Raw genomic sequence first — 21,898 nt, 5'->3', positions numbered from 1 at the left:
GGTCGAGCGCAGCGAAACCCATCATTCTTGCTCAGACAATCGATGGGTATCGCTTCGCTCCACCCATCCTACAAAACAGCAATAATAGGGTAGCCCGCCATGAACTTCGACTTCTCCGACGACCAGAAGCAGCTCCGCGATCAGGCGCGCAAATTCCTCACCGAAAAATGCTCGCCGAAGGCGGTGCGTGTGGTGCTCGACGGCAAGGCTCCCTACGACAAGGAGCTGTGGAAGGGCCTCGCCGAGATGGGTTTCCTCGGCGTCGCGATCCCCGAGGAGTTCGGCGGTGCCGGCGCCGGCGCCGGCCATCTCGAACTCTGCGTGATCGCGGAGGAGATGGGCCGCGCGAACGCGCCGGTGCCGTTCTCCTCCACCGTCTATCTTGCCGCCGAAGCGCTGCTGATCGCCGGCAGCGACGCGCAGAAGAAGAAATGGCTGCCAGCGATTGCCTCGGGCGAGGCGATCGGCACGCTGGCGCTGTTCGAGGGCAAGGGCAATCCGGCGCCGAAGAACATCAAGCTGACGGTCACCAATGGCGTGCTCAACGGCGTCAAGAAGCCGGTTGCCGACGGCGCGATCGCCGATTTCGCGGTGGTCGCCGCGCGGACGGGAACGAGCGGACGTGATGGTGACATCTCGCTGTTCCTGGTCGATCTCAAGGCCGGTGGTATCGAGGTCAAGAGCCTCACCAATCTCGATCCGACCCGCGGGCAGGCCGAGATCTCGTTCAAAGACTGCAAGGCCGAGCCGCTTGGCGCGGCTGGCGAAGGCTGGAGCATTTTAACCCAGGTGCTCGATCGCGCCGCGGTGCTCTGTGCGTTCGAGCAGGTCGGCGGCTCCGACCGCGCGCTGGAGATGGGCCGCGACTACGCGCTCGACCGTATCGCCTTCGGCCGCCAGATCGGTTCGTTCCAGGCGGTCAAGCACATGCTCGCCGACATGTATGTGTCGGCGACTCTGGCGCGCTCCAACAGCTATTACGGCGCCTGGGCACTCTCGACCAACGCGGCTGAATTGCCGGAAGCCGCTGCTGCCGCGCGCATCAGCGCGACGCAGGCGTTCCAGCACTGTGCCAAGAACAACATCCAGGTTCACGGCGGCATGGGCTTCACCTGGGAGTTCGACTGCCACATGTACTACCGCCGCGCCAACGCGATGGCGCTCGGGCTCGGCAGCCTCAGCTATTGGGAAGACCAGTTGATCGACCGCATGCGGAAGAAGAATGCGGCGTGATGATGGATGCGTAGGATGGGTAGAGCGCAGCGAAACCCATCACCATACGAAGATTGAAAGAGATGGGTTTCGCTGCGCTCTACCCACCCTACGAGATGAACGGCGCGGCCGAGGACTGAGACCATGAACTTCGACGACACCCCGCAGGAAGCCGAATTTCGCGCCACCGCCCGTGCCTGGATCGGTGCCAACGCGCCAAAGCAATACGAGGACGAGCTGCGCAAATCCTCGCTCGGCCGCACTGCGCTCAAGAGCGCTGACATTCTCGAGGTCGCGAAAGCCTGGCAGAAAAAGAAGGCGGATGCCGGCTGGGCCTGCCTGCACTGGCCGAAGGAGTATGGCGGGCGCGGCTCATCGCCGATCGAGCGCGTGATCTGGCAGCAGGAAGAAGGGCCCTTTGGCCAACTCTCCCGCATGTTCATCATCGGCCACGGCATGTGCGGGCCGACCATGATGGCATTCGCGCGCGAGGAGCATAAGCGCACTTATCTGCCGCCGCTGGCCTCGGGCGAAAAGGTCTGGTGTCAGCTGTTCTCCGAGCCCGCCGGCGGTTCCGATGTCGCAGGCCTGCGCACGCGCGCCGAGAAGGACGGCGACGACTGGGTCATCAACGGCCAGAAGATTTGGACCTCGGGCGCGCATTATTCCGACTACGGCATCTTGCTGACCCGTACCGATCCCACCGTGCCCAAGCACAAGGGCCTCACCATGTTCTTCCTGGACATGAAGAGCCCCGGCGTCGAGGTGCGGCCGATCAAGCAGGCCAGCGGCGCCTCCGACTTCAACGAGGTCTATTTCACTAATGTCCGCATTCCCGATCATCAGCGCCTCGGCGAGGTCGGCGATGGCTGGAACGTTTCGCTGACCACGCTGATGAATGAGCGCAGCGCGATCGGCGCGGCCGTCTCGACCGGTTTCCCGGAGCTGTTCGAGTATTGCTCCAGCTTGATGCTCGACGACGGCCCCGCGATTGAGGATCGCGCGGTGCGCTCGAAATTGGCGAACTGGGCGGTGAAGGCGAGCGGGCTGAAATACACCAGCATGCGCGCGATCTCGGCGCTGTCGAAAGGCGAGCGGCCGGGGCCGGAGAATTCCATCGGCAAGCTGGTGGCGGGCTCGATGATCCAGGACGTCGCGACCTACGCGCTCGATTTGCAAGGCGCGAGCGGGGTGATCAGCGGCGAGGATGCCGAGCTCGCCGGCCGTTTCCAGGCGATGCTGCTGCGTGCGCCCGGCACCCGCGTCGAAGGCGGCACCGACGAGATCATGCGCAACATCATCGCGGAGCGGGTGCTGGGCCTGCCCGGCGATATCAGGGTCGACAAGGACGTGCCGTTCAACAAGATCCCGACGAAGGGAAGAGGCTGATCGTGTCCCGGACGCGGTGCGGCACGAAGGGCCGCTCCGCAGAGCCGGGACCCAGAAGGCTACAATGGGCCCCGGCTCTGCAGCGCACCGCTTCGCGCTGCGCCGCGTCCGGGGCACGAGAGAGGAGAGCTCGAAGATGAATTTCGATGACACCCCGCAGGAAGCCGCATTCCGCGCTACCGCGCGCCAATGGGTCGACGCCAATGCGCCGAAAGAGCTGCACGTCGAGCTGTCAAAATCCTCGCTCGGCCGCATTCGGCTTGCCAAGCAAGATATCGTCGAGGTCGGCAAGGCCTGGCAGAAGAAGAAGTTCGAAGGCAATTGGGCCTGCCTGCACTGGCCGAAGGAATATGGCGGCCGTGGCGCGACGCCGATCGAGAAGGTGATCTGGCAGCAGGAAGAGGGCGTCTACGGCAAGCTGACGCAGCCGTTCCAGATCGGCGAGGGCATGTGCGGTCCGACCGTGATGGCCTTCGGCAGCGAGGATGCCAAGCGCCGCTATTTGCCGAAGCTGGCCTCGGGCGAGGAGATCTGGTGCCAGCTGTTCTCCGAGCCGTCGGCAGGTTCGGACGTCGCAGGCTTGCGCACCCGCGCGGAGAAGAAAGGCGACAATTGGGTCGTCAACGGCCAGAAGATCTGGACCTCGGGCGCGCATTACTCCGACTACGGTCTCCTGATCGCGCGGACCGATCCGAACGTGCCGAAGCACAAGGGCCTCACCATGTTCTTCCTGGACATGAAGAGCCCCGGCGTCGAGGTGCGTCCGATCAGGCAGGCCAATGGCATGCAGGAGTTCAACGAGGTCTATTTCACCGACGTCGTGATCCCAGACAGCCAGCGGCTAGGGGCCGTCGGCGAAGGCTGGAGCGTGTCGCTGACCACGCTGATGAACGAGCGCATGTCGATCGGCTCGCGCCTTGCGACCGGCGTGCCTGAGATGTTCGAGTTTTGCTCCAATCTGATGCTGGAGGATGGCCTCGCGATCGACGATCCCGCGGTGCGTTCCAGGCTCGCGAGCTGGGCGGCGAAGTCGAGCGGGCTGAAATACACCAGCTATCGCACGATCTCGGCGCTGTCGAAGGGCGAGCGGCCGGGTCCGGAGAATTCGATCGGCAAGCTGGTGTCGGGCATGATGCTGCAGGACATCGCGACCTATGCCATGGACCTGCAAGGCGCGGCCGGTGCTCTCACGGGCAGCGACGAGGAGACGGTGCAGGGCCAGTTCCAGCAGATGCTGCTATCCTCGCCCTCGATGCGCATCGCCGGCGGCACCGACGAGATCCTGCGCAACATCATCGCCGAGCGCGTGCTGGGACTGCCCGGCGACATCCGCGTCGACAAGGACGTGCCGTACAACAAGATTCCGACCAAGGGGCGGTAGACGTGACTTGTAGGGTGGATTAGCGGAGCGTAATCCACCACGTCTGTAGACGCGGAAACAAGAGAGGTGGGTTGCGCCGGGCGGTTTGCGCTTCGCGCAATCCGCGAGGCTAACCCACCCTACGAAGAAAGCGACGCGAGCTGAATCATGGACGCTACCGTCAAACAAAACGACCGCATCGGCGTGCTCGAAGAGCTGCTCAACGAGCGCTACTCCGTCCGCGCCTTCCATCCCAAAGAGGTCGACCGCGCGACGATCGAGCATGTGCTGACCACCGCGCAGCGCACTGCGTCCTGGTGCAACAGTCAGCCCTGGCAGGTCATCATCGCCAGCGGCGAGGCCAAGGAGCGCTTCCGCCAGCTGATCTACACGGAGGCTTCCGGCGGTCTCGGCGACGATTACGATTTCACGCCGCCGCGCGAATATGTCGGTGTCTATCTGGAACGCCGCCGCGAGAGCGGCTTTCAGCTCTACAACACGCTCGGCATCGCCCGCGGCGACAGAAGCGCCTACGCCAGGCAGGCGCTGGAGAACTACAATTTCTTCGGCGCGCCACATGTCGCCATCATTCACACCAACGAGCCGCTCGGCGTCTACGGTGCGATCGATTGCGGCGCCTATGTCTCCAATTTCATGCTGGCCGCGCAGGCGCTCGGGCTCGGCACGATTCCGCAGGCGGCACTCGCGCGGCATTCCGGACTGATCCGCCGTCACTTCAATCTGCTCGACGATCGCCGCGTCGTCTGCGGCATTTCGTTCGGCTATGCCGACGACGCTCACAAGGTCAACAGCTACCGCACCTCGCGCGCCAGCGTGGCCGAGACAGTGACCTTCGCGGACGAGTGATCAAGCGGCGTAGCTCTGCGCCATCGTTATCGGACGCGCGCGAAGGCGGCCGCGGAAGCGGCCGCCTTCATCTTCATCTTCATCTAAGTCCTTGAGGACGCCGGCCGTCAGCCGCCGCTGCCGCCGATCACGGCCCGCACGGTCTCGTCCGGGCCAAAATCCTCGGCGCCATCGACATAGAGCAGCGCGGCGAGCTTCGAGCGCGCGCGGTTGACGCGGCTCTTGATCGTGCCGACTGCACAGCCGCAGATCGAGGCCGCGTCTTCGTAGGAGAAGCCGGAGGCGCCGACCAGAATCAGCGCTTCACGCTGGTCCTGCGGAAGCTTGTCGAGCGCCGTGCGAAACTCCTCGAACTCGAGATGCGCGTTCTGCGACGGCTGTGTCTTCAGCGTCTTGGCGTAGTTGCCTTCAGCATCCTCGACCTCGCGCCGCCGCTTGCGATAGTCGGAGCGGAAAAGGTTGCGCAGGATCGTGAACAGCCATGCCGGCAGATTGGAGCCAGGCTGGAACGAGTCGATGTTGGCCAGCGCGCGGAGCAGCGTCTCCTGGACCAAATCATCGGCGCGGTCCGCATTGCCGCTGAGCGAAATGGCGAACGCGCGCAGACTGGGCACGGCCGCCAGGATGTCGTTACGCAGGGAGTCCGTGAGAGGCATTAATCCCTCCCATTGTTGTCGTTGGATCCGCCTTCATGTCCCACGTGGGGTGTCGCTCCTGGCGCATCAAGCTTCTTGATCAGTTCTGCGAACCGATCTGGAACCCCTTGTCGCACCACATCATCATACATGGCGCGCAACTGGTGCCCGATCCGGGATTGTATCTCCGGAGTGAGGCCTCCCTTGCCGGGGGTCGTGCTTCTGCTGGCTTGAGACTTGAGATCTTTCATGACCTGTTCCACGTTTCCCCGAGTTAAGTGACTGTAAAATCGAGAGGTTTTCTCAACCGGGAGCCGTTCCCTGGATAGGCTCAATTCCAGGTTCGAGAAAAAGTTCCCGCTCGGACGGAACTTTTCTTGGCCTGAGGCGTAATCAGCCGAGCAGGGGAACCCGGGCCCCCCTCGGATTGCCTGGACGTCAAGGTTGGCCCGAAGATGAATGGAGTGGGGATGTCCCGTTCACAGCTTGTTGCTGAACACTTGCCCTTATTGCGCCGGTACGCACGCGCCCTGACGGGCAGCCAGGCCTCCGGTGACGCCTATGTCGCAGCCATGTTGGAAGCCATGCTGGGGGATCCCTCGGTGCTCGACGAGAGCCATGGGCCGCGCGCGGGCCTGTTCCGGCTGTTCACCCAGATCTGGAATTCGGTCTCCGTCAATGATGATTCCGAGGTGACGACCTTGCCGATGCCGCCCGAGCGTCGGTTGTCGAACATCACGCCGCTGCCGCGCCAGGCCTTCCTGCTGCTCTCGCTGGAGGGATTCTCGGAAGAGGAAGTCGGCTACATCCTTGGCACCGACGTCGCCGAGACGCGGCGGCTTGCGGATGCCGCCGGACGCGAGATGGCCGCCGAGATCGCCACCGATGTGCTGATCATCGAGGACGAGACCTTCATCGCCATGGACCTCGAGAGCCTGGTGAAGAATCTCGGCCACAACGTCGTCGGCGTTGCCCGCACGCATGCCGATGCGGTGGCGCTGGCCAAGAACAGGCGGCCCGGCCTGATCCTCGCCGACATCCAGCTTGCCGATGGCTCGTCGGGCCTCGACGCCGTCAACGAGCTGCTGCGCACCTTCGAGGTGCCGGTGGTGTTCATCACCGCGTATCCGGAGCGCTTCCTCACCGGCGAGCGGCCCGAGCCGGCGTTCCTGATCTCAAAACCGTTCCAGCCCGCGATGGTGTCGGCGGTGGCGAGCCAGGCGCTATTCTTCCAGCGCAACTCGCGCAACCGCGCGCCGAAGGCGCCAGCGGCTTAGGGAACGCTTGCATCGAAAAGAGGACGGCGCGCTGCAAGGCGCGCCGTTTTTTGCGTTCGCCAGCGCTTGGTTTCAGCAGCCTCGGCAGACGCTGTTGAGCTTGGTCTTCAACTTGGCTTCGTCCTCGATCCATGACGATGTACTGGACTGTCCCTTGGGCAAGGTCCCATCCAACGTCATGAGGACGGTGACGCTCTGGAGGTCGTCGTTCGCCTCGGGGGGCGTCTTCGGAAATGGTGCGGCCCGCTCGACCATTGCAAGAGCTGCTGCATCGAGTAGTCGGGAGCCTGTGCTCTCGATCAGTGCGTTCGAGATCAACTTGCCTGCGCGGTCGACCACGAATGTGACGCCGGCGTCGCCTCTCTGACCCATCGCCTCCGGAGGAAATGCCCTGTTGCGCCAGACGTGCTCGGTCACCGCTTTGCGCCAGGCAGCCATGGCGTCGGGTACCGTGGAAGCGGGCATCGGTGCGACGGTCACTAACCCCACGGGCGGCACCTGAAATCGACGTCCACTGAAGATGATCGGCACGGTGAAAGAGAACGACGTCTCTACCAATTCCGCAGGCGCCTCCGGGAACGGTTGAGCGCGCTCGACGATCGCAAGCGCGGCAGCATCGAGCGGTGGAGAGCCGGTGCTTTCCACCAAGGTTCGCGAGATCAGTTTACCGGACCGGTCCATGACCAATGCAACCTTGGCCTCACCGGTCTGACCCATTGCAGCGGGTGGAAATTGCGTTCTGCTCGCGATGTGCGCCGTCAGCCGCATCTTCCAGGCCTTGACGTTGTCGCTTGGCCTGTCGGCCAGCGCATGCGCGGGGAAAGCCGCCACCAATCCAAGAAGCGCGGCCATTAAAAGGAATCTCATCTGCATCGATCCGGATATTAATCGCCATCAGGTTGATTGCAAGGATCGCTGCTCGTATCGCGTTTGCGTAGGTGTGAGCAATTCGAAGGGCTGGGAAGCCCGCTTGACGGCGACTGAATTGCCCCGTTGATACGTGGGACCGATGACGCCTGTCGCGACGCCAAACCGTCTGGAGAATTCGCATGTTGGACCAGCAACTCCTCGATCGCCTCGCCATCCGCGACCTCGTCGAGAACTGGGCGGTCTGGCGCGATGCCGGTGACTGGGAGCGGTTTGCCACGGTCTGGCACGAAGAGGGCTGGATGTCCGCCACCTGGTTTCAGGGGCCGGCGCGGGATTTCATGCGCGTCAGCCAGGAGGGGTTCGCCAGGGGCGTGCGCATCCTGCATTTCCTTGGCGGCACCAGCATTGATCTCGCAGGCGAGCGGGCCATCGCGCAGACCAAGATGACGATCTCGCAGCGTGCCCCGGTGCACGACGTCGTTTGCGACGTTGTCTGCACCGGGCGCTTCTACGATTTCCTGGAAAAGCGGCAGGGAAAATGGGGCATCGTCCGCCGCCAGCCGATCTATGAGAAGGACCGGATCGACCCGGTCGATCCCGCCGCGACGCTTCAGCTCGACCAGAAGGCGCTGGCCGCGCTCCCGGAAGGCTATCGCCACCTCGCCTACATGCAGGAGCTGATCGGTTACAAGGTCAAGCGCGACATGCCGGGCCTGATCGGACCCGAGGTCGAGAAGCTCTATGGCGAAGGGCGCGACTGGCTGGCGGGGAAGTGAACCCCAGAAAAAAGTAAGGCGCGACTGGCATCACCACAGTCGCGCCCTACGTCACCGGCTTATGGGGCAGGGGGGAATAGCCGGCTGTTGAGACGACTCCAGTCTGCGAAAGTCGTTCCACCCCTCGCGAAATATTTTGCGCACGCTGTCGTATTTGTCGCACACGGTTAAGTGATCGTAACCGCTGAGAACCCCTGATCCTTCCCCGGCGTTGTTCCCGTGATCGCCATGGGGCGAGGGATCGACAGCCATGTCACAGATTCATAAGGTATTTTTGAGCGTCGTCGCCGCTGCTGCGACGCTCGGTGCCGTGCAACTGGCCTCGGGTCATGATCTGGCAGACCGCTGGCAGGCGGTCGCCGACAAGGCCGACAAGCCCGGCCACAATGTCAATCGGACCGGCAAGGCCGACCGGCTCGCCGAGATCAAGCAGGCAGCTGTTCCGACCCGCACCGTTTCGATGCGGCTGAATGACCTCGCCGACACCTCGGTGCTGCTGCGGGTCCCCGCGGTGATCGAGACCGGCAATGCCAAGCCGCCGGTGCTGCTCCAGAACCAGAAGAAGGTGCGCAACAGGCCGACGATCGCCTGCGAGCCGATGGTCAGCTCCCTGACCGAGGTCGCAAAGCTGCTCCAGCCCGGCCGCTGCGTGACCTGATCCGCCCGGGCGCCGGATAGATCGTTCTCCCGCCTGGAGGACGATTCTTCACGTCCACTTGATCCTCTCCACGCTGGCGTTATATCCCGGGTTTCTTCCCTTTCGTTTTGACCGGGTAAACGCATGACGACGTCAGACACGGCTGTGCATACGCAGCCCTTCCAGGCCGAGGTTTCCGAGCTTTTGCACCTGATGGTGCACTCCGTCTATTCGGAGACCGACATCTTTCTGCGCGAGCTCGTCTCCAACGCCTCGGACGCCTGCGACAAGCTGCGCTATGAGGCGATCGCAACCCCTTCGCTGCTCGGCGAGGGCGATGCGCTCAAGATCCGGATCATCCCGAACAAGGCGGCCGGGACGCTCACGATCGCCGACAACGGAATCGGCATGGAGCGGCAGGAGCTGATCGACCATCTCGGCACCATCGCCCGCTCCGGCACCAAGGCATTCGTGTCGAAGCTGAAGGAGGCCAAGGACGGCCTTGGCCTGATCGGCCAGTTCGGAGTCGGCTTCTATTCCGCCTTCATGGTCGCCGACAAGATCGTCGTGATCAGCCGCCGCGCCGGCGAGAGCGACGTCTGGACCTGGACGTCCTCCGGCGGCTCCGGCTTCGAGATCGCCCGTGCCAGCGACGAGGAGGCGGCGCGCCTGGCGCGCGGCACCGAGATCGTCCTGCACCTGAAGGACGACGCAAAGAAATATCTTGAGAGCTTTGAGATCGAGCGCATCGTCGGTGCCTATTCCGACAACATCCTGTTCCCGATCGAGCTGGTGCCGGAAGAGGGCGAGCCCCGTCAGATCAATTCGGCTAGTGCGCTGTGGCAACGCTCGAAATCCGAGCTGACGCCGGAGGACTACAAGAAGGCCTATCAGCAGATCGCCTCCGCCTTTGACGATTCCGCGATGACGCTGCATTACCGCGCCGAAGGCCGCTACTCCTACGCCGTGCTGCTGTTCGCGCCCTCGACCAAGCCGTTCGACCTGTTCGAGCCGAACCGCAAGGGCCGGGTGAAGCTTTACGTCCGCCGCGTCTTCATCACCGATGATGCCGATCTGCTCCCGGGCTATCTGCGCTTCATCCGCGGTGTCGTCGACAGCGAGGATCTCCCGCTCAACATCTCCCGCGAGATGCTGCAGAACAATCCGCAGCTGGCGCAGATCCGGAAAGCCGTGGCGACCCGGGTCGTGTCCGAGCTCGAAAGCCTGGCCGAGAAGGATCCGGAGAACTTCGCCAAGATCTGGGACGCCTTCGGAGCGGTGATCAAGGAAGGCATTTACGAGGATTTCGAGCGGCGCGAAAAGCTGCTGGCACTGTCGCGCTTCACGACGACGTCGGGCGAGACGCGCTCGCTGAAGCAGGTCATCGCCGATTTCAAGCCGAACCAGACCGAGATCTATTATCTCGTCGGCGACAGCATCGAGCGGCTGAAATCCAATCCGCGGCTGGAGGCCGCAACCGCGCGCGGCATCGAGGTGCTGCTGCTGTCCGATCCCGTCGATGCGTTCTGGACCTCGATGCCGTCGGAGTTCGACGGCAAGCCGCTGAAGTCACTGAGCCAAGGCGATCTCAATCTCGACCTGATTCCGCGCGTCGATGACAAGGACGAGGCAAAGAAGGACGAGCCCGAGGCGGATGAAGCGGCCACCATCGCCGTGATCAAGGCCGCGCTCGGCGAGCGTGTCAGCGACGTCAAGGCCTCGACGCGCCTCACCAGCTCGGCCTCCTGCCTCGTCGCCGACAGCCAGGGCCCGAGCCGCGAGCTCGAACGCATCCTGTCGCAGCAGAACCGCGGCATGAAGACCAAGCCGATCCTGGAGATCAATCTGCGCCATCCGATGGTGGGCGCGATCACCAAGGCGCAAGCCGGCTCGAAGGCGGTCGACGATCTCAGCCTGCTCCTGCTCGAGCAGGCGCAGATCCTGGACGGCGAGTTGCCGGAAGACCCGGCTGCGTTTGCCGCAAGGCTGAACCGGCTCGTGCTGCAGGGGCTCGGCGCCTAGCGCCGCAGCCCGCAGCGCTCACCTTGCCGTCATCTGTCCCTAGGAACAGTCGCCTCCGGCCTGGTGTTATGCCATACGAGGCTGCCGGCATCAGATCCGCCGATGCCGTCGATTCGAGGATTAAGTCCATGCGCCTGTCGATTTTGACCCTCACCGCGATTGCCGCGCTGTTCGTCGCGGCAGATGCCAGCGCCCAGACCTATGATCCGCGCTACCCGGTGTGCATGCACGTTTACACGCCCGGCGGCGGCTTCGGCGGTGGCGGAGGCGATTATTTCGACTGCTCCTTCACCTCGCTGCCGCAGTGCCGCGCGACCGCGTCGGGCCGCTCGGCGAGCTGCGACGTCAACCCCTACTACGCCTTCGACCAGCCGCCGCCGCAGCCGCGCCGGCGTCACAAGAAGGTGCACTAGCGAATCCGCGATGCCTCGTACCGGAACACAGTTCATGCGCTTCTCGTTCGGAATGGTCGTGACCGTGGGCGCGGTGCTCGCAGCCGCGCCGTCGCATGCGCAGACTTTTGATCCGCGCTATCCCGTCTGCATGCACGTTTATTCAGGTGCGAACGGGGGAGGTGGGGAGTGGTACGACTGCTCCTTCACCTCGTTGCCCCAGTGCCGCGCCACGGCCTATGGCCGATCCGCGATCTGCGATCTCAATCCGTATTATCCGGTTCACGCGCCGCCGCCGCACTTGCGCTACAGGCGTAGCGGCTAGCGTCGGCAGGTGCTGCGCGCTACTCCTTCCTGCCCCCACAGCTCGACCACCTTGCGCCAGCGCGATCGGTCTCGGCCGTCACCATGCCGCGAACTCACCGGCCTTGCCGTGGCAGCGGTAGAGGATGGCTAGAGTTAACCGCGCCCTAACAGAGTTTTACCTTGTCTCTTAACACCTGGGCAGGGCGCGGGGGCTAGATTGCCTGATGTCAGCAGGCGGCCCGAAAGAATCAACGGCATGACCACCGGTGTCATCGAACGACAAAACGTCGCGCGCGCGCCTTCGGCTTCAAAGATATGGCTGAAGGCCATCGAGCTTACGGCCCGGATCGAGACGCTGCCGGGGCGTCTGTTCGCCGACGTCATCGACGATTGGGCGCAGCGCCAGCCCGACCGCGTCGCGCTGATCACCGACGACGCAAGCCTCGACTATGAAGGCCTGTCGAAGCGCATCAACCGCTACGCGCGCTGGGCGCGCTCGGCCGGCGTGGCCAAGGGTGATACAGTTGCCTTGATCATGCCGAACGGCATCGATTATGTCGCGGCCTGGCTCGGCATCAGCCGGATCGGCGGTGTGGCGGCGCTGCTCAACACCAAGCTGGTGGGACCCTCGCTCGCGCATTGCCTCGATGTCGCAAAGCCCCTGCATATCATCGTTGCGCATGAGCTGACGGAGATGCTGGAGAGCGCAACGCCGCATCTGAAGACGCAGGCCAAGGTCTGGACGCATGGCGATGCCCGCAGCGAGCGCGCCATCGACGTCGCCCTCGCGGCGCTGGACGACGCTTCCCTTTCGCCGGAGGAGCGCGGTGAGGTCACCGTCGATGACCGTGCGCTGCTGATCTACACATCAGGCACCACCGGCCTGCCGAAGGCTGCCAGCATCAGCCACCGCCGCATTCTCAATTGGGGCTTTTGGTTCGCCGGCCTCACCGGCGCGAGCCCGCAAGACCGGCTCTACGATTGCCTGCCGCTGTTCCACTCGGTCGGCGGCATCGTCGCGCCCTGCAGCATGCTCGCTGCCGGCGGCTCGGTGGTGATCGCGGAGAAATTCTCGGCCTCGCATTTCTGGTCCGACATCGTGCGCCAAGACTGCACGCTGTTTCAATATATCGGCGAGCTCTGCCGTTATCTGCTCAAGGCGGCGCCGTCGGAATATGAGAACCGGCATCGTCTCCGCCTCGTCTGCGGCAACGGCCTGCGCGGCGACATCTGGGAAGACTTTCAGTCGCGTTTTGCCATTCCCCGCATCCTCGAATTCTATGCGGCCACGGAAGGCAATTTCTCGCTGTTCAACGTCGAGGGGCAGCCGGGCGCGATCGGTCGCATCCCGCCGCTGCTGGCGCATCGCTTCCCTGCCAATCTCGTCAAGCTCGACCCCGACAGCGGCGCGCCGCTGCGCAACGAAGAGGGGTTTTGCCTCGCCTGCGCCCGCGGCGAGGCCGGCGAAGCCATCGGCCGCATCGGCACCGCCGATGAAGGCGGCGGCCGGTTCGAGGGCTACACCGACACCGGCGAGACCGAGAAGAAGGTTCTACGCGACGTCTTTGCCAAAGGCGATGCCTGGTTTCGCACCGGCGACCTGATGCGGATCGACGACAAGGGTTTCTTCCATTTCGTCGATCGGATCGGGGACACTTTCCGCTGGAAGGGCGAGAACGTCGCGACCTCGGAGGTGAACGACGCGATGCGCGATTTCACCGGCGTCGTCGATGCCACCACTTACGGCGTCAGCCTCCCCGGCGCCGACGGCCGCGCCGGCATGAGCGCGATCGTCGTCAACGAGGGTTTTGACATTGCGGCGTTGCCCGCACATCTCGCGCAGCGCCTGCCGGCCTATGCGCGCCCCGTCTTCATTCGCATCTCCAGCGAGATCGATGCGACCGAGACATTCAAGCAGAAGAAGGGCGATCTCGCACGGGAAGGGTTCGATCCCGCCGCGATCTCCGATCCGCTGTTCATGGCAGACCCGAAGTCGGGCGCCTATGGGGCGCTCGATACGGTGGCCTATGGGCGAATCGTGGACGGCTCGATCCGGCTGTAAATCCCGCCAAAATTCGCAGATAGGTCCAATTTTATCTGAATTGTCCAAGAAGCCATTTACTTCTGTCGGGTAAACAAGCGGCCATGGGGAGGCGGCCAGCAAGAGCCGCCGCAACACCAACGATAACAAAGCGAGCCAGCCATGTCGGTAAGGTCTAAGGTCATTGACGCGATCCAGCAGATCGCCAAAGAGCAGCACGTCACGCTTCCCGCGCTCTCGGACGATCTGTCGCTGCACGAGACGGGTTTCGACTCGCTCGCCTTCGCCATCCTGGTTGCGCGCCTCGAGGACGAGACCGGCGTCGACCCCTTCACCATCTCCGAGGACGCAGCGTTTCCCGCCACGGTCGGCGATTTCGTGCGGGCCTACGAAAATGTCCCCGCGTGAGATCTTTGCGCTTCGCGACCATCTCGGCGCGGAGCTGACCGGCCGTACGCTGTCGGACGCGCACACCTGCGTGTCGCTGACCGATATCCTGTCGCAGACGGTTCTGGGTGGCCGCTTGCGCGAATTGTCCGGCCGCTCCGTGCTGCTCAAATTGTCCGACCAGCTCCGGTCGGGCCTCGCCATGATCGAGCTCGACGGCATCGCGCGTCGCATGCTGCTGTGCCCGCCCGATCTCAACCCGGCGCATCTCGACGCACTGATCGCGGATGCCGGGATCGATGCCGTCGTGACGGACGAGCCTGATCGTTGGGCCGGCTCAGGCATCGCGCTCATCGTCACCGCGCAATTGCCGCTTGTATCCACCGCGCCCGCCAAGACCGAACGCGCGACGGAATGGCTGATGCTCACCTCGGGCACCTCAGGCGTGCCGAAGATCGCTGGTCACACGCTGGAAGCGCTGACGGGTGCGATTGTTGCCGAAGGGCCCGCGCGCGGCCCGGCGCCGGTCTGGGCGACCTTCTACGACATCCGCCGCTATGGCGGCCTGCAAATCTTCCTTCGCGCCGTCCTTTCCGGCGGCTCGATGGTGCTGTCCGATCCCCATGAGGCGCTCGGCGATCACGTCGCGCGGCTGAAGGCGCGCGGCGTCTCGCACATCTCCGGCACGCCCTCGCACTGGCGCAAGCTCCTGATGAGCGGTTCGGCCGCGCAGTTCACACCGGCTTACGTCCGCCTCTCCGGTGAAATCGCCGACCAGGCGGTGCTCGACGGGCTGAAGGCGGCATTCCCCAAGTCCTCCGTCGGTCATGCCTATGCCTCGACCGAAGCCGGCGTCGGCTTTGCCGTCAATGACGGGCTGGAAGGTTTTCCGGCCGACTATCTCGGCAATCGCAATGGCGTCGAGATGAAAGTGGTCCAAGGGTCGCTGCGTATCCGTTCGACGCGCACCGCGCATGCCTATGTCGGCCGCAATGCCGCCGCGCTCACCGATGACGACGGATTTGTCGACAGCGGCGACATCGTCGAGCTGCGCGGCGAGCGCTACTATTTCGTCGGCCGCCGCGGCGGCATCATCAATATCGGCGGACTCAAGGTCCACCCCGAAGAGATCGAGGCGGTCATCAACCGCCATCCCGACGTGCGGATGTCGCGGGCCAAATCGCGCAAGAGCCCGATCACCGGCGGCATCGTGGTCGCCGACGTGATCCTCACCGAGGGCACCGATCCCGCGCGCGCGAAAGAGATCCGCGACCAGATCCTGGAGCGGTGCCGCGCGCAGCTCGCGTCCCACAAGGTGCCGGCGGTGATCCGCTTCGTCGAGGCGCTCGACGTCACCCCGGCCGGAAAACTGGCGCGCACCGATGCATAATGTCCTCGTCACCGGCGGCAGCCGCGGCATCGGCCTTGCGATCGGCAAGCGCCTCGCCGGCGCCGGCTACAACGTGGTCGCTGCAGCCCGGCGCGAGAGCGAGGAGCTCAAGGCCGCGATTGCGGAGTCCGAAGGGCGCCTGCATTTCCGCGCCTGCGACCTTGCCGTGATCGACGCCATTCCGGCTTTTGCAAAACTCGTGCGCGACGAGTTCGGCCCCACCTACGGCCTTGTCAACAATGCCGGCCTCGGCACCGAAGGCCTGCTCGCCACCATGCATAATTCCGAGATCGAGGCGCTGGTTCAGCTCAACGTGCTGTCGCCGATCATCCTCACCAAATATGTCGCGCGGCAGATGATGGCCGACGGCACTGGGCGCATCATCAACATCTCCTCGATCATCGCGACCACCGGCTACAACGGCCTGTCGGTCTATGGCGCGACCAAGGCGGCTGCCACAGGCTTCACCCGCTCGCTGGCGCGCGAGGTCGGCAAGCTCGGCATCACCGTGAATGCGATTGCGCCGGGTTTCATCGACACCGAGCTCACGCACAATCTGTCCGACGAGGCCCGCAAGCGCATCACCAGCCGCAGCGCGCTGCGCCGCCTGCCGGAAACGGACGACGTCGCGCGCATGGTGGAATATCTGCTCGGCGAGGGTGGTCGCAACGTGACAGGGACGGTGTTCACCATCGATGCGGGAAACACGGCGTAAGCGGAACTCCGCCGTCACAATTGAATTGATCCGGCACAATGACATTCAGCCGGATTTGGTCGTAAGATGCTCCGCAATCGATTGGGTTACGTCAATCGATCTGCCCTAATCGACAGGGAGCAGTCCATGACCATGCCCAACATGACCGCTTCAAATCAGGGCCGGACCGAGCAATCCCGCGCGAAGCAGGACGATGCCCGTTGCCCGCCGATGACGCACCAGAATTCCGGCGGTCATGGCCACGAAATGTATCCGCAGCAATTCGTACGCCTGGTCGGCTGCCATGATGCGTCTCTCGATAGCTTGCGCAAGCGTCAGGACGAGAAGCTGCATTAGCAGCTCACGTCCGGTGCTTCGGCAAGTCTTTCGGCAGGTCAATTCGTTCGTGTGAAAATTCCGGCGGCCCTTCGGTGAGGCGGCGGATGCGGCGGTCGCGCTCGTCCACGGGCAATGCCGGATCGAGCAGCGTCTCGATCTCGTGGATCGCGATCTCTTCGATCCTGGTGGCGTCCGATGCGATCGGATGCGCCGAGGAGTGGACCGGGGGCGCGATCTTCAGGCCCAGCTCGATCAGCTTGCAGATCGCATCCGAGCGGGTCAGCTGATGGGCTTCAGCCCAGGCATCGACGGCTGCAGTCAGTCTTTCGGGCATCTTCACCGCGCTGATCGGGTCGATGCCCGTGCGCCGGCGGACCGGAGAGGTGGATTCCTTGCTGCCGAAGTCTGACACCTCGATCATCCCATGCAACCCTTGGAGCTGGCCAACGATAGCCGTTCTCCCCGGCCGGCCGCTTGATCCCGATCAATGACCCGCTGCGGTATTGCAACGCGGCCTCGCCTTGTTGCTGCCGTATCTTGTTGTCCTGGCCCGTTTCGGCCAATGATTGAAAGGGGCCGCCGGCCGGCGAACCCGGATCGATCCTGCCACGTATTTGTTTCGTATTCCAACCATCCGGCATCCCCGATGACCTCAGGCGAATCCTTCTATGGCGGCATTCCCGTCTTCCGCGGCTTCACCAGCCTGATGGACCCTGCGCTCTATGCGCCGCTGCCGGACGATTGGAGCATCGGCGTTGCCGATATCGTCGATTCCACCAAGGCGATCGCGGCGCAGCGCTACAAGGCGGTGAACATGGCCGGCGCCGCCGTGATCGCGGCGGTGACGAACGCATTGGAAGGACGCGAATTCCCCTTCGTGTTCGGCGGCGACGGCGCGAGCTTTGCGGTTGCGCCGGGCGATCTCGAACCTGCCCGAGAGGCGCTGGCGGCTACCGCGACCTGGGTGCGGGAAGATCTCGATCTGACGATGCGGGTCGCGCTGGTGCCGGTCAGCGCCATCCGCGCGCAGGGCCTCGACGTGCGCGTCGCGCGGTTCGGTCCGTCGGCCAACCTGTCCTATGCGATGTTCTCGGGCGGCGGGCTCGCCTTCGCCGATGCCGCGATGAAGCGCGGGGAGTTTGCCGTCCCGGCAGCGTCGGCGGGCACGCAGCCCGATCTCTCGGGCCTGTCCTGCCGCTTCGAGGTGATACCGGCCTCACGCGGGCTGATCCTGTCGATTCTGGTGATGCCGGCGCGCGGCGCCGACCCGCATGCTTTCCGCAAGGTGATCGAGGATATCATCCACCTCGTCGAGCGCAGCCCGGACGGCGCCCGTCCGGTACCGCCGCAGGGACCGCCGTTGAAATGGCCGCCGCAAGGGCTGGAATACGAAGCCCGCACCAGGCGCGGTGGTCCGCTGCTCGCGCGCCGCGCCAGCGTGCTGGCCTATACGCTGTTCGTCTATCTGATCATGCGCTTCGACCTCAACGTCGGCGGCTTTGTGCCCAAGCTCTACAGGCGCCAGGTCGTCGAGAACTCGGACTTCCGCAAATATGACGACGGCCTGCGCATGATCCTCGATTGCACGCCGCAGCTCGAGCGCGCGCTGAGCGACCGACTGGCGATTGCGGCCCGTGACGGCATCGTACGCTACGGCCTCTACCAGCAGGATGCCGCCATGATGACCTGCTTCACGCCGTCGGCGCTACGCAGCGATCACGTCCATTTCATCGATGGCGCACGGGGCGGCTACGCCTCGGCGGCGACGGCGCTGAAGGCGATGATGGCGTGAAGCGTCAGTGCCCCGCGCGCGTCCAGGTCTCTCCGCCGCAGAGCGCGCCGACGCAGCCTTCGACCCGCAGCGAATCCGCTCCCGTCACGGAGATGCTGCTGGCATAAGTGCTGCCGTCGTCTGCATTGTAGATCTGGCCGGACCATTTGTTCGGACCGGAGGGCTGCATGCCGCTGAACAACGGCAAACCGATCATCGGGCGCCTGGCGAGCGCGGGATTGGGGTTCTTGCTGTCGCTGGCGGGCTGGCCGGTCGCGGTGTCGTAGGGCTCGCGCAGCCAGGCGACGACGCCGCAGATGCCGCCGCCGCACTTGCTGATCTTGACGCGCGCATCGCCCGCCTGGGTGAGCCACGTCCCATCGGCGCTCTGCGCATGCGCGGCCGGCGCGCCGAGCAGCGCAGCGAGGAGGACGATGAGAGCAGTGAATCTGGAAGTCATGGAAGAGGCCCCGAAAATGGAGCGCCTCCATAGCAGCCCGGCGGGATAGTGCAACGCAGGCTGGAATCACATTCCTGCGTTCAGTGCCTTCGTTCATTGTCCTGCGATCATTTGTCCCAGCGCGCGAAGGCGACCGCGGCCGCAGTCGACAGGCCGAACACCGCCATGGCACCGCCGACCAGCGCGAACAAGGTCCAGGCCGGCGCCTGCGTCATCATGAGGCCGACGCCGCCGACCGCGACGATCAGAAGCCGCGCGGTGGAAGCGAGCACGGGGCCGCCGACGCGCGCCGCGCCTTGCGAGGAGAAGTAGAGCGACACGCCGATGCCGAAGAACACGAAGGTCGGGCCGGCCCAGTGGAAATAGCTGTGTGCGGCGGCGGTGACGCCGGGATCCCGCGTGAAGAGTGCGACCCACATCGATGGAGCGAGCGCCACAGCGAGCCCGATCAGGCCGACCGTCAATCCGGAAGCTGCAGCGGCGGTCCAGGCCACACGTCGCGCGCGCTTCACCTGTCCGGCGCCCATCGCCATGCCGACCATCGGCACCGAGGCGATGCCGAAGGCGAACGTGATCGGGATCAACAAGAATTCCAGCCGCGAGCCGATGCCGTAGCCGGCCAGCATCTCGGTGCCGAACGTGGCCAGGATCTTGGTGAAGATCAAAATGGTGAGCACGGTCTGGAGCGGCGACAGGCAGGCCACCGCACCAACCTTGAGGATGTCCAGGAACATCGCGCGCTCGAAATGAAACGCGCGAATATTCAGCGGCAGCCGGCTGCGGCCGGACGCGAGATACCAGAGGAAGAAGATCGCGGCGCAGGTGAACGCGATCAGCTGGCCGCTGGCGACGCCTGGCATGCCGAAGGGCCTCACGCCGAACAGGCCGAGCCCCAACGTGCCGCCGAGCGCGATCTGCAAGACGCTGGCTCCGATCAGCGTCATCGAGGGCAGGCGCATGTCGCCGGTGCCGCGGATCACCGAGGCCAGCGTGTTGACGAGCCAGATCGCGACCGCGCCGGAGAACAGCACCTGCGAATAGCCGCTGGCCTCCTCGAGCACGCGATCGCGTCCGCCGAGCAGCGTGAAGAACGAGCGGCCGAAGACGAGCATCATCACCGTGAAGAACAGCCCGCCGCAGAGGCCGATGATGGCGGCATGCAGCGCCAGCGTCGCGGCGCGGTCACGATCCCCGGCGCCGAGTGCGCGGCTGATCGCGGACGAAACACCGCCGCCCATCGCGCCCGCGCTCATCATCTGCGTCAGCATCGCGAACGGAAACACCAGCGCGATCGCGGCGAGCGGAATGGTGCCGAGCCGGCCGATATAGGAGGTTTCGGCGATCGCAACCAAAGTGCTGCCGACCATCGCGATCATGTTGGGGATCGCGAGCCGCAGCAGCGTCGGCAGGATCGGCGCCGTCAGCAGGCTGGCGATCGGAGAGGCGACCGGCGCAAGCGGCGGGACGGCGTCTGCAGGGGCGTCGATCGTCATGTTCACCGGGCGGAATTTAGATGATGATCGACATATTATAGGATGGCCAAGCCCCTGCGGCAGCCCTCACGCCACGCAGGGGTCACCACGGCAGACCGCATAGGTCGATGGTGCCCAGCGTCGGCGCGCGGACGATGTTGAAGACGTAGGGCGCCATCTCGGTGAAGCGGATCCGCCCCTCCGGCTGTTCGCAATAGACCTCGCCCTTGAAGGGCAGCCAGCTCCGGGTCTCGTAGAACGAAAAATTGTGTGGCTCGCAAAACAGCAGCGCGAACCGGGCCGCTTCGTTGGCCCTGATGGTGTGCACGGCCGCGTCGATCGCCACGGTCGCATAGCCGCGACCGCGCCGGTCCTCGCGGGTGCAGACCCCGCCGATGCCGCCGATATGGACCTTCTGTCCGTTCCAGATGACGGTGCGGAAGTAGATGCCGACATGACAGACGAGACCGTCCTCGGGCGTCTCGATCAGCACGCGCAGGTCCGCATTGGCCCATTTGATGTGAGCCCAGGGCTTGTCCGCGACCAAGTGCGGTCCCCAGACCGCCTGATGCAGCGGCTCCGCGATCGGCCACGAGGCGTCGCCGTTCAAAATGTCGATCTCGATGCTCATGGTTTTGTCTCTCGCAACACGCTGCGCGGTCCATTCGTTCTGTCATAACCGGTTCAAAGGCAATGATATTTTGCGGCGGGCGACCGGCCCGGGTTGAATGTCACTCGGTGCGGCGATTTTGTGCAATCCGGCCAAGCCGTGGCATCGCGCCTTTTCGCAAATTGGCGGTATTTAACGGCGGTGGAACCTTCTATAAGAGTCCCCGTTAAGCCAGTTCCCCATCAGTCGCGGACAACATCTCATGACCTTTACGCTGCCCCCCCTCCCTTACGCCTATGACGCCCTCGGCCAGTTCATGTCGAAGGAGACGCTGGAATTTCACCACGACAAGCATCATCAGGCCTACGTCACCAACGGCAACAACGCGCTCAAGGGGACCGAATGGGAAGGCAAGTCCCTTGAAGAGATCGTCAAGGGCTCGTTCGGCAAGAACCCCGCGGTGTTCAACAATGCCGGCCAGCACTACAATCACATCCACTTCTGGAGCTGGATGAAGCCCAATGGCGGCGGCACCAAGCTGCCCGGCAAGATCGAGAAGAAGATCAACGAGGACCTCGGCGGCTTCGAGAAGTTCAAGACCGACTTCCAGGCAGCCGGCGTCGGCCAGTTCGGCTCCGGCTGGTGCTGGCTCCAGGTCAAGAACGGCAAGCTCGAGATCTCCAAGACCCCGAACGGCGAGAATCCGCTGGTGCATGGCGCCACCCCGATCCTCGGCTGCGACGTCTGGGAGCACTCCTACTACATCGACTACCGCAACCGCCGCCCCGATTATCTCAAGGCGTTCGTCGAGAACCTCGTGAACTGGGAATACGTCGAGTCCCTGTTCGACAAGGCGTAAGCTCTACTCGGTCATTCCGGGTTCGCACTTCGTGCGCCCCGGAATGACAGAAACAAAAGGCGGTCGCTCACGCGGCCGCCTTTTTGCTGTGCGGAATTGCCCTGCGTGGCGCGCGCACCGGCCTGTCATCCT

General features: G+C 64.2%; 24 protein-coding genes. 17 read left to right on the top strand and 7 right to left on the bottom strand.

All coding sequences use genetic code 11. The features are described from left to right. The first annotated feature begins 99 nt into the window (after positions 1–99). The 4 genes from CV770_RS13745 to CV770_RS13730 all read left to right on the top strand — a co-directional run bounded on the left by CV770_RS13745 (position 100) and on the right by CV770_RS13730 (position 4,828). Positions 100–1,233 (top strand): acyl-CoA dehydrogenase family protein, encoded by a 1,134-nt coding sequence (locus tag CV770_RS13745; protein WP_104462726.1) that lies wholly within the window; start codon positions 100–102, stop codon positions 1,231–1,233. A gap of 123 nt (positions 1,234–1,356) precedes the next feature. After that, positions 1,357–2,601 carry an acyl-CoA dehydrogenase gene (locus tag CV770_RS13740; protein WP_104462725.1) on the top strand — a complete coding sequence of 415 codons (1,245 nt, stop codon included), beginning with the start codon at positions 1,357–1,359 and terminating at the stop codon, positions 2,599–2,601. Positions 2,602–2,737: 136 nt separating this feature from the next. After that, positions 2,738–3,982, top strand: coding sequence for an acyl-CoA dehydrogenase (locus CV770_RS13735; RefSeq protein WP_104462754.1), 1,245 nt, complete (start codon positions 2,738–2,740; stop codon positions 3,980–3,982). Positions 3,983–4,129: 147 nt separating this feature from the next. After that, complete coding sequence (locus CV770_RS13730; protein WP_104462724.1) at positions 4,130–4,828, top strand: nitroreductase; 699 nt, start codon at positions 4,130–4,132, stop codon at positions 4,826–4,828. A 107-nt stretch (positions 4,829–4,935) separates the two neighbouring features. Here CV770_RS13730 and CV770_RS13725 read toward each other — a convergent pair whose 3' ends face one another. Continuing rightward, positions 4,936–5,484: a sigma-70 family RNA polymerase sigma factor gene (locus tag CV770_RS13725; protein ID WP_018316216.1), complete on the bottom strand. Its 549-nt coding sequence runs from the start codon at positions 5,482–5,484 to the stop codon at positions 4,936–4,938. Beyond that, positions 5,484–5,714: a NepR family anti-sigma factor gene (locus CV770_RS13720; RefSeq protein WP_026201628.1), complete on the bottom strand. Its 231-nt coding sequence runs from the start codon at positions 5,712–5,714 to the stop codon at positions 5,484–5,486. The genes CV770_RS13725 and CV770_RS13720 overlap by 1 nt, the downstream gene beginning before the upstream one ends. 219 nt (positions 5,715–5,933) lie before the next feature. Here CV770_RS13720 and CV770_RS13715 point away from each other — a divergent pair, with 219 nt between their 5' ends. Then, positions 5,934–6,740: a response regulator gene (locus CV770_RS13715; protein WP_165637891.1), complete on the top strand. Its 807-nt coding sequence runs from the start codon at positions 5,934–5,936 to the stop codon at positions 6,738–6,740. A 72-nt stretch (positions 6,741–6,812) separates the two neighbouring features. Here the strand turns inward: CV770_RS13715 and CV770_RS13710 are convergent, their stop codons facing one another. Next, a complete protein-coding gene (locus CV770_RS13710) occupies positions 6,813–7,592 on the bottom strand; it encodes an energy transducer TonB family protein (RefSeq protein ID WP_245453758.1) in 780 nt (259 codons plus the stop codon). A gap of 200 nt (positions 7,593–7,792) precedes the next feature. Between CV770_RS13710 and CV770_RS13705 the strand changes: the two genes are divergently transcribed. From CV770_RS13705 to CV770_RS43300, 10 genes are all read left to right on the top strand, one after another. Beyond that, a complete protein-coding gene (locus CV770_RS13705; RefSeq protein WP_201759843.1) occupies positions 7,793–8,386 on the top strand; it encodes a nuclear transport factor 2 family protein in 594 nt (197 codons plus the stop codon). Between the two features lie 250 nt (positions 8,387–8,636). After that, complete coding sequence (locus CV770_RS13700) at positions 8,637–9,044, top strand: hypothetical protein (RefSeq protein WP_018316212.1); 408 nt, start codon at positions 8,637–8,639, stop codon at positions 9,042–9,044. Between the two features lie 123 nt (positions 9,045–9,167). Further along, positions 9,168–11,045, top strand: coding sequence for a molecular chaperone HtpG (gene htpG / locus CV770_RS13695; RefSeq protein WP_104462721.1), 1,878 nt, complete (start codon positions 9,168–9,170; stop codon positions 11,043–11,045). A gap of 128 nt (positions 11,046–11,173) precedes the next feature. Beyond that, a complete protein-coding gene (locus tag CV770_RS13690) occupies positions 11,174–11,458 on the top strand; it encodes a DUF3551 domain-containing protein (protein ID WP_104462753.1) in 285 nt (94 codons plus the stop codon). 34 nt (positions 11,459–11,492) lie between these two features. Then, positions 11,493–11,762: a DUF3551 domain-containing protein gene (locus CV770_RS13685; RefSeq protein WP_104462720.1), complete on the top strand. Its 270-nt coding sequence runs from the start codon at positions 11,493–11,495 to the stop codon at positions 11,760–11,762. Between the two features lie 228 nt (positions 11,763–11,990). Then, positions 11,991–13,805: a long-chain-acyl-CoA synthetase gene (locus CV770_RS13680; protein WP_104462752.1), complete on the top strand. Its 1,815-nt coding sequence runs from the start codon at positions 11,991–11,993 to the stop codon at positions 13,803–13,805. Positions 13,806–13,946: 141 nt separating this feature from the next. Further along, entirely contained in the window at positions 13,947–14,192 is a 246-nt protein-coding gene (locus CV770_RS13675) for an acyl carrier protein (RefSeq protein ID WP_008543699.1), read from the top strand. Beyond that, positions 14,179–15,561 carry a class I adenylate-forming enzyme family protein gene (locus CV770_RS13670; protein WP_201759840.1) on the top strand — a complete coding sequence of 461 codons (1,383 nt, stop codon included), beginning with the start codon at positions 14,179–14,181 and terminating at the stop codon, positions 15,559–15,561. The genes CV770_RS13675 and CV770_RS13670 overlap by 14 nt, the downstream gene beginning before the upstream one ends. Beyond that, positions 15,554–16,276 carry an SDR family NAD(P)-dependent oxidoreductase gene (locus CV770_RS13665; RefSeq protein WP_104462718.1) on the top strand — a complete coding sequence of 241 codons (723 nt, stop codon included), beginning with the start codon at positions 15,554–15,556 and terminating at the stop codon, positions 16,274–16,276. The genes CV770_RS13670 and CV770_RS13665 overlap by 8 nt, the downstream gene beginning before the upstream one ends. Positions 16,277–16,402: 126 nt before the next feature. Then, positions 16,403–16,612 carry a hypothetical protein gene (locus CV770_RS43300; protein WP_091966742.1) on the top strand — a complete coding sequence of 70 codons (210 nt, stop codon included), beginning with the start codon at positions 16,403–16,405 and terminating at the stop codon, positions 16,610–16,612. A 4-nt stretch (positions 16,613–16,616) separates the two neighbouring features. On the opposite strand, the gene CV770_RS13655 is transcribed toward CV770_RS43300, so the two are convergent. Further along, the gene (locus CV770_RS13655; RefSeq protein WP_104462717.1) at positions 16,617–17,015 is read right to left on the bottom strand and encodes a hypothetical protein; all 399 of its coding nucleotides are present in this window, start codon (positions 17,013–17,015) and stop codon (positions 16,617–16,619) included. 225 nt (positions 17,016–17,240) lie between these two features. On the opposite strand from CV770_RS13655, the gene CV770_RS13645 reads away from it, so the two are divergent. Next, the gene (locus tag CV770_RS13645) at positions 17,241–18,386 is read left to right on the top strand and encodes a DUF3095 domain-containing protein (protein ID WP_104462716.1); all 1,146 of its coding nucleotides are present in this window, start codon (positions 17,241–17,243) and stop codon (positions 18,384–18,386) included. Between the two features lie 4 nt (positions 18,387–18,390). Here CV770_RS13645 and CV770_RS13640 read toward each other — a convergent pair whose 3' ends face one another. From CV770_RS13640 to CV770_RS13630, 3 genes are all read right to left on the bottom strand, one after another. Continuing rightward, the gene (locus CV770_RS13640; protein ID WP_104462715.1) at positions 18,391–18,825 is read right to left on the bottom strand and encodes a DUF2147 domain-containing protein; all 435 of its coding nucleotides are present in this window, start codon (positions 18,823–18,825) and stop codon (positions 18,391–18,393) included. Between the two features lie 107 nt (positions 18,826–18,932). After that, the gene (locus CV770_RS13635) at positions 18,933–20,318 is read right to left on the bottom strand and encodes an MATE family efflux transporter (protein WP_201759838.1); all 1,386 of its coding nucleotides are present in this window, start codon (positions 20,316–20,318) and stop codon (positions 18,933–18,935) included. Between the two features lie 82 nt (positions 20,319–20,400). Then, complete coding sequence (locus tag CV770_RS13630) at positions 20,401–20,928, bottom strand: GNAT family N-acetyltransferase (RefSeq protein WP_104462713.1); 528 nt, start codon at positions 20,926–20,928, stop codon at positions 20,401–20,403. Positions 20,929–21,169: 241 nt separating this feature from the next. Here CV770_RS13630 and CV770_RS13625 point away from each other — a divergent pair, with 241 nt between their 5' ends. After that, positions 21,170–21,766: a superoxide dismutase gene (locus CV770_RS13625; RefSeq protein WP_007597204.1), complete on the top strand. Its 597-nt coding sequence runs from the start codon at positions 21,170–21,172 to the stop codon at positions 21,764–21,766. Positions 21,767–21,898: the final 132 nt, after the last annotated feature.

It is taken from the genome of Bradyrhizobium sp. AC87j1 (assembly GCF_002936975.1).
Taxonomy (GTDB): Bacteria; Pseudomonadota; Alphaproteobacteria; order Rhizobiales; family Xanthobacteraceae; genus Bradyrhizobium; species Bradyrhizobium shewense.
This window is presented reverse-complemented; position numbering and strand designations above follow the sequence as displayed.

Excerpts from the sequence above, each read along its gene's own strand:
- CV770_RS13745 (WP_104462726.1), top strand. The coding sequence starts at position 100 with ATGAACTTCGACTTCTCCGACGACCAGAAGCAGCTCCGCGATCAGGCG.
- CV770_RS13740 (WP_104462725.1), top strand. The coding sequence starts at position 1,357 with ATGAACTTCGACGACACCCCGCAGGAAGCCGAATTTCGCGCCACCGCC.
- CV770_RS13735 (WP_104462754.1), top strand. The coding sequence starts at position 2,738 with ATGAATTTCGATGACACCCCGCAGGAAGCCGCATTCCGCGCTACCGCG.
- CV770_RS13730 (WP_104462724.1), top strand. The coding sequence starts at position 4,130 with ATGGACGCTACCGTCAAACAAAACGACCGCATCGGCGTGCTCGAAGAG.
- CV770_RS13725 (WP_018316216.1), bottom strand. The coding sequence starts at position 5,484 with ATGCCTCTCACGGACTCCCTGCGTAACGACATCCTGGCGGCCGTGCCC.
- CV770_RS13720 (WP_026201628.1), bottom strand. The coding sequence starts at position 5,714 with ATGAAAGATCTCAAGTCTCAAGCCAGCAGAAGCACGACCCCCGGCAAG.
- CV770_RS13715 (WP_165637891.1), top strand. The coding sequence starts at position 5,934 with ATGTCCCGTTCACAGCTTGTTGCTGAACACTTGCCCTTATTGCGCCGG.
- CV770_RS13710 (WP_245453758.1), bottom strand. The coding sequence starts at position 7,592 with ATGGCCGCGCTTCTTGGATTGGTGGCGGCTTTCCCCGCGCATGCGCTG.
- CV770_RS13700 (WP_018316212.1), top strand. The coding sequence starts at position 8,637 with ATGTCACAGATTCATAAGGTATTTTTGAGCGTCGTCGCCGCTGCTGCG.
- htpG (WP_104462721.1), top strand. The coding sequence starts at position 9,168 with ATGACGACGTCAGACACGGCTGTGCATACGCAGCCCTTCCAGGCCGAG.
- CV770_RS13690 (WP_104462753.1), top strand. The coding sequence starts at position 11,174 with ATGCGCCTGTCGATTTTGACCCTCACCGCGATTGCCGCGCTGTTCGTC.
- CV770_RS13685 (WP_104462720.1), top strand. The coding sequence starts at position 11,493 with ATGCGCTTCTCGTTCGGAATGGTCGTGACCGTGGGCGCGGTGCTCGCA.
- CV770_RS13675 (WP_008543699.1), top strand. The coding sequence starts at position 13,947 with ATGTCGGTAAGGTCTAAGGTCATTGACGCGATCCAGCAGATCGCCAAA.
- CV770_RS13670 (WP_201759840.1), top strand. The coding sequence starts at position 14,179 with ATGTCCCCGCGTGAGATCTTTGCGCTTCGCGACCATCTCGGCGCGGAG.
- CV770_RS13665 (WP_104462718.1), top strand. The coding sequence starts at position 15,554 with ATGCATAATGTCCTCGTCACCGGCGGCAGCCGCGGCATCGGCCTTGCG.
- CV770_RS43300 (WP_091966742.1), top strand. The coding sequence starts at position 16,403 with ATGACCATGCCCAACATGACCGCTTCAAATCAGGGCCGGACCGAGCAA.
- CV770_RS13655 (WP_104462717.1), bottom strand. The coding sequence starts at position 17,015 with ATGATCGAGGTGTCAGACTTCGGCAGCAAGGAATCCACCTCTCCGGTC.
- CV770_RS13645 (WP_104462716.1), top strand. The coding sequence starts at position 17,241 with ATGACCTCAGGCGAATCCTTCTATGGCGGCATTCCCGTCTTCCGCGGC.
- CV770_RS13640 (WP_104462715.1), bottom strand. The coding sequence starts at position 18,825 with ATGACTTCCAGATTCACTGCTCTCATCGTCCTCCTCGCTGCGCTGCTC.
- CV770_RS13635 (WP_201759838.1), bottom strand. The coding sequence starts at position 20,318 with ATGACGATCGACGCCCCTGCAGACGCCGTCCCGCCGCTTGCGCCGGTC.
- CV770_RS13630 (WP_104462713.1), bottom strand. The coding sequence starts at position 20,928 with ATGAGCATCGAGATCGACATTTTGAACGGCGACGCCTCGTGGCCGATC.
- CV770_RS13625 (WP_007597204.1), top strand. The coding sequence starts at position 21,170 with ATGACCTTTACGCTGCCCCCCCTCCCTTACGCCTATGACGCCCTCGGC.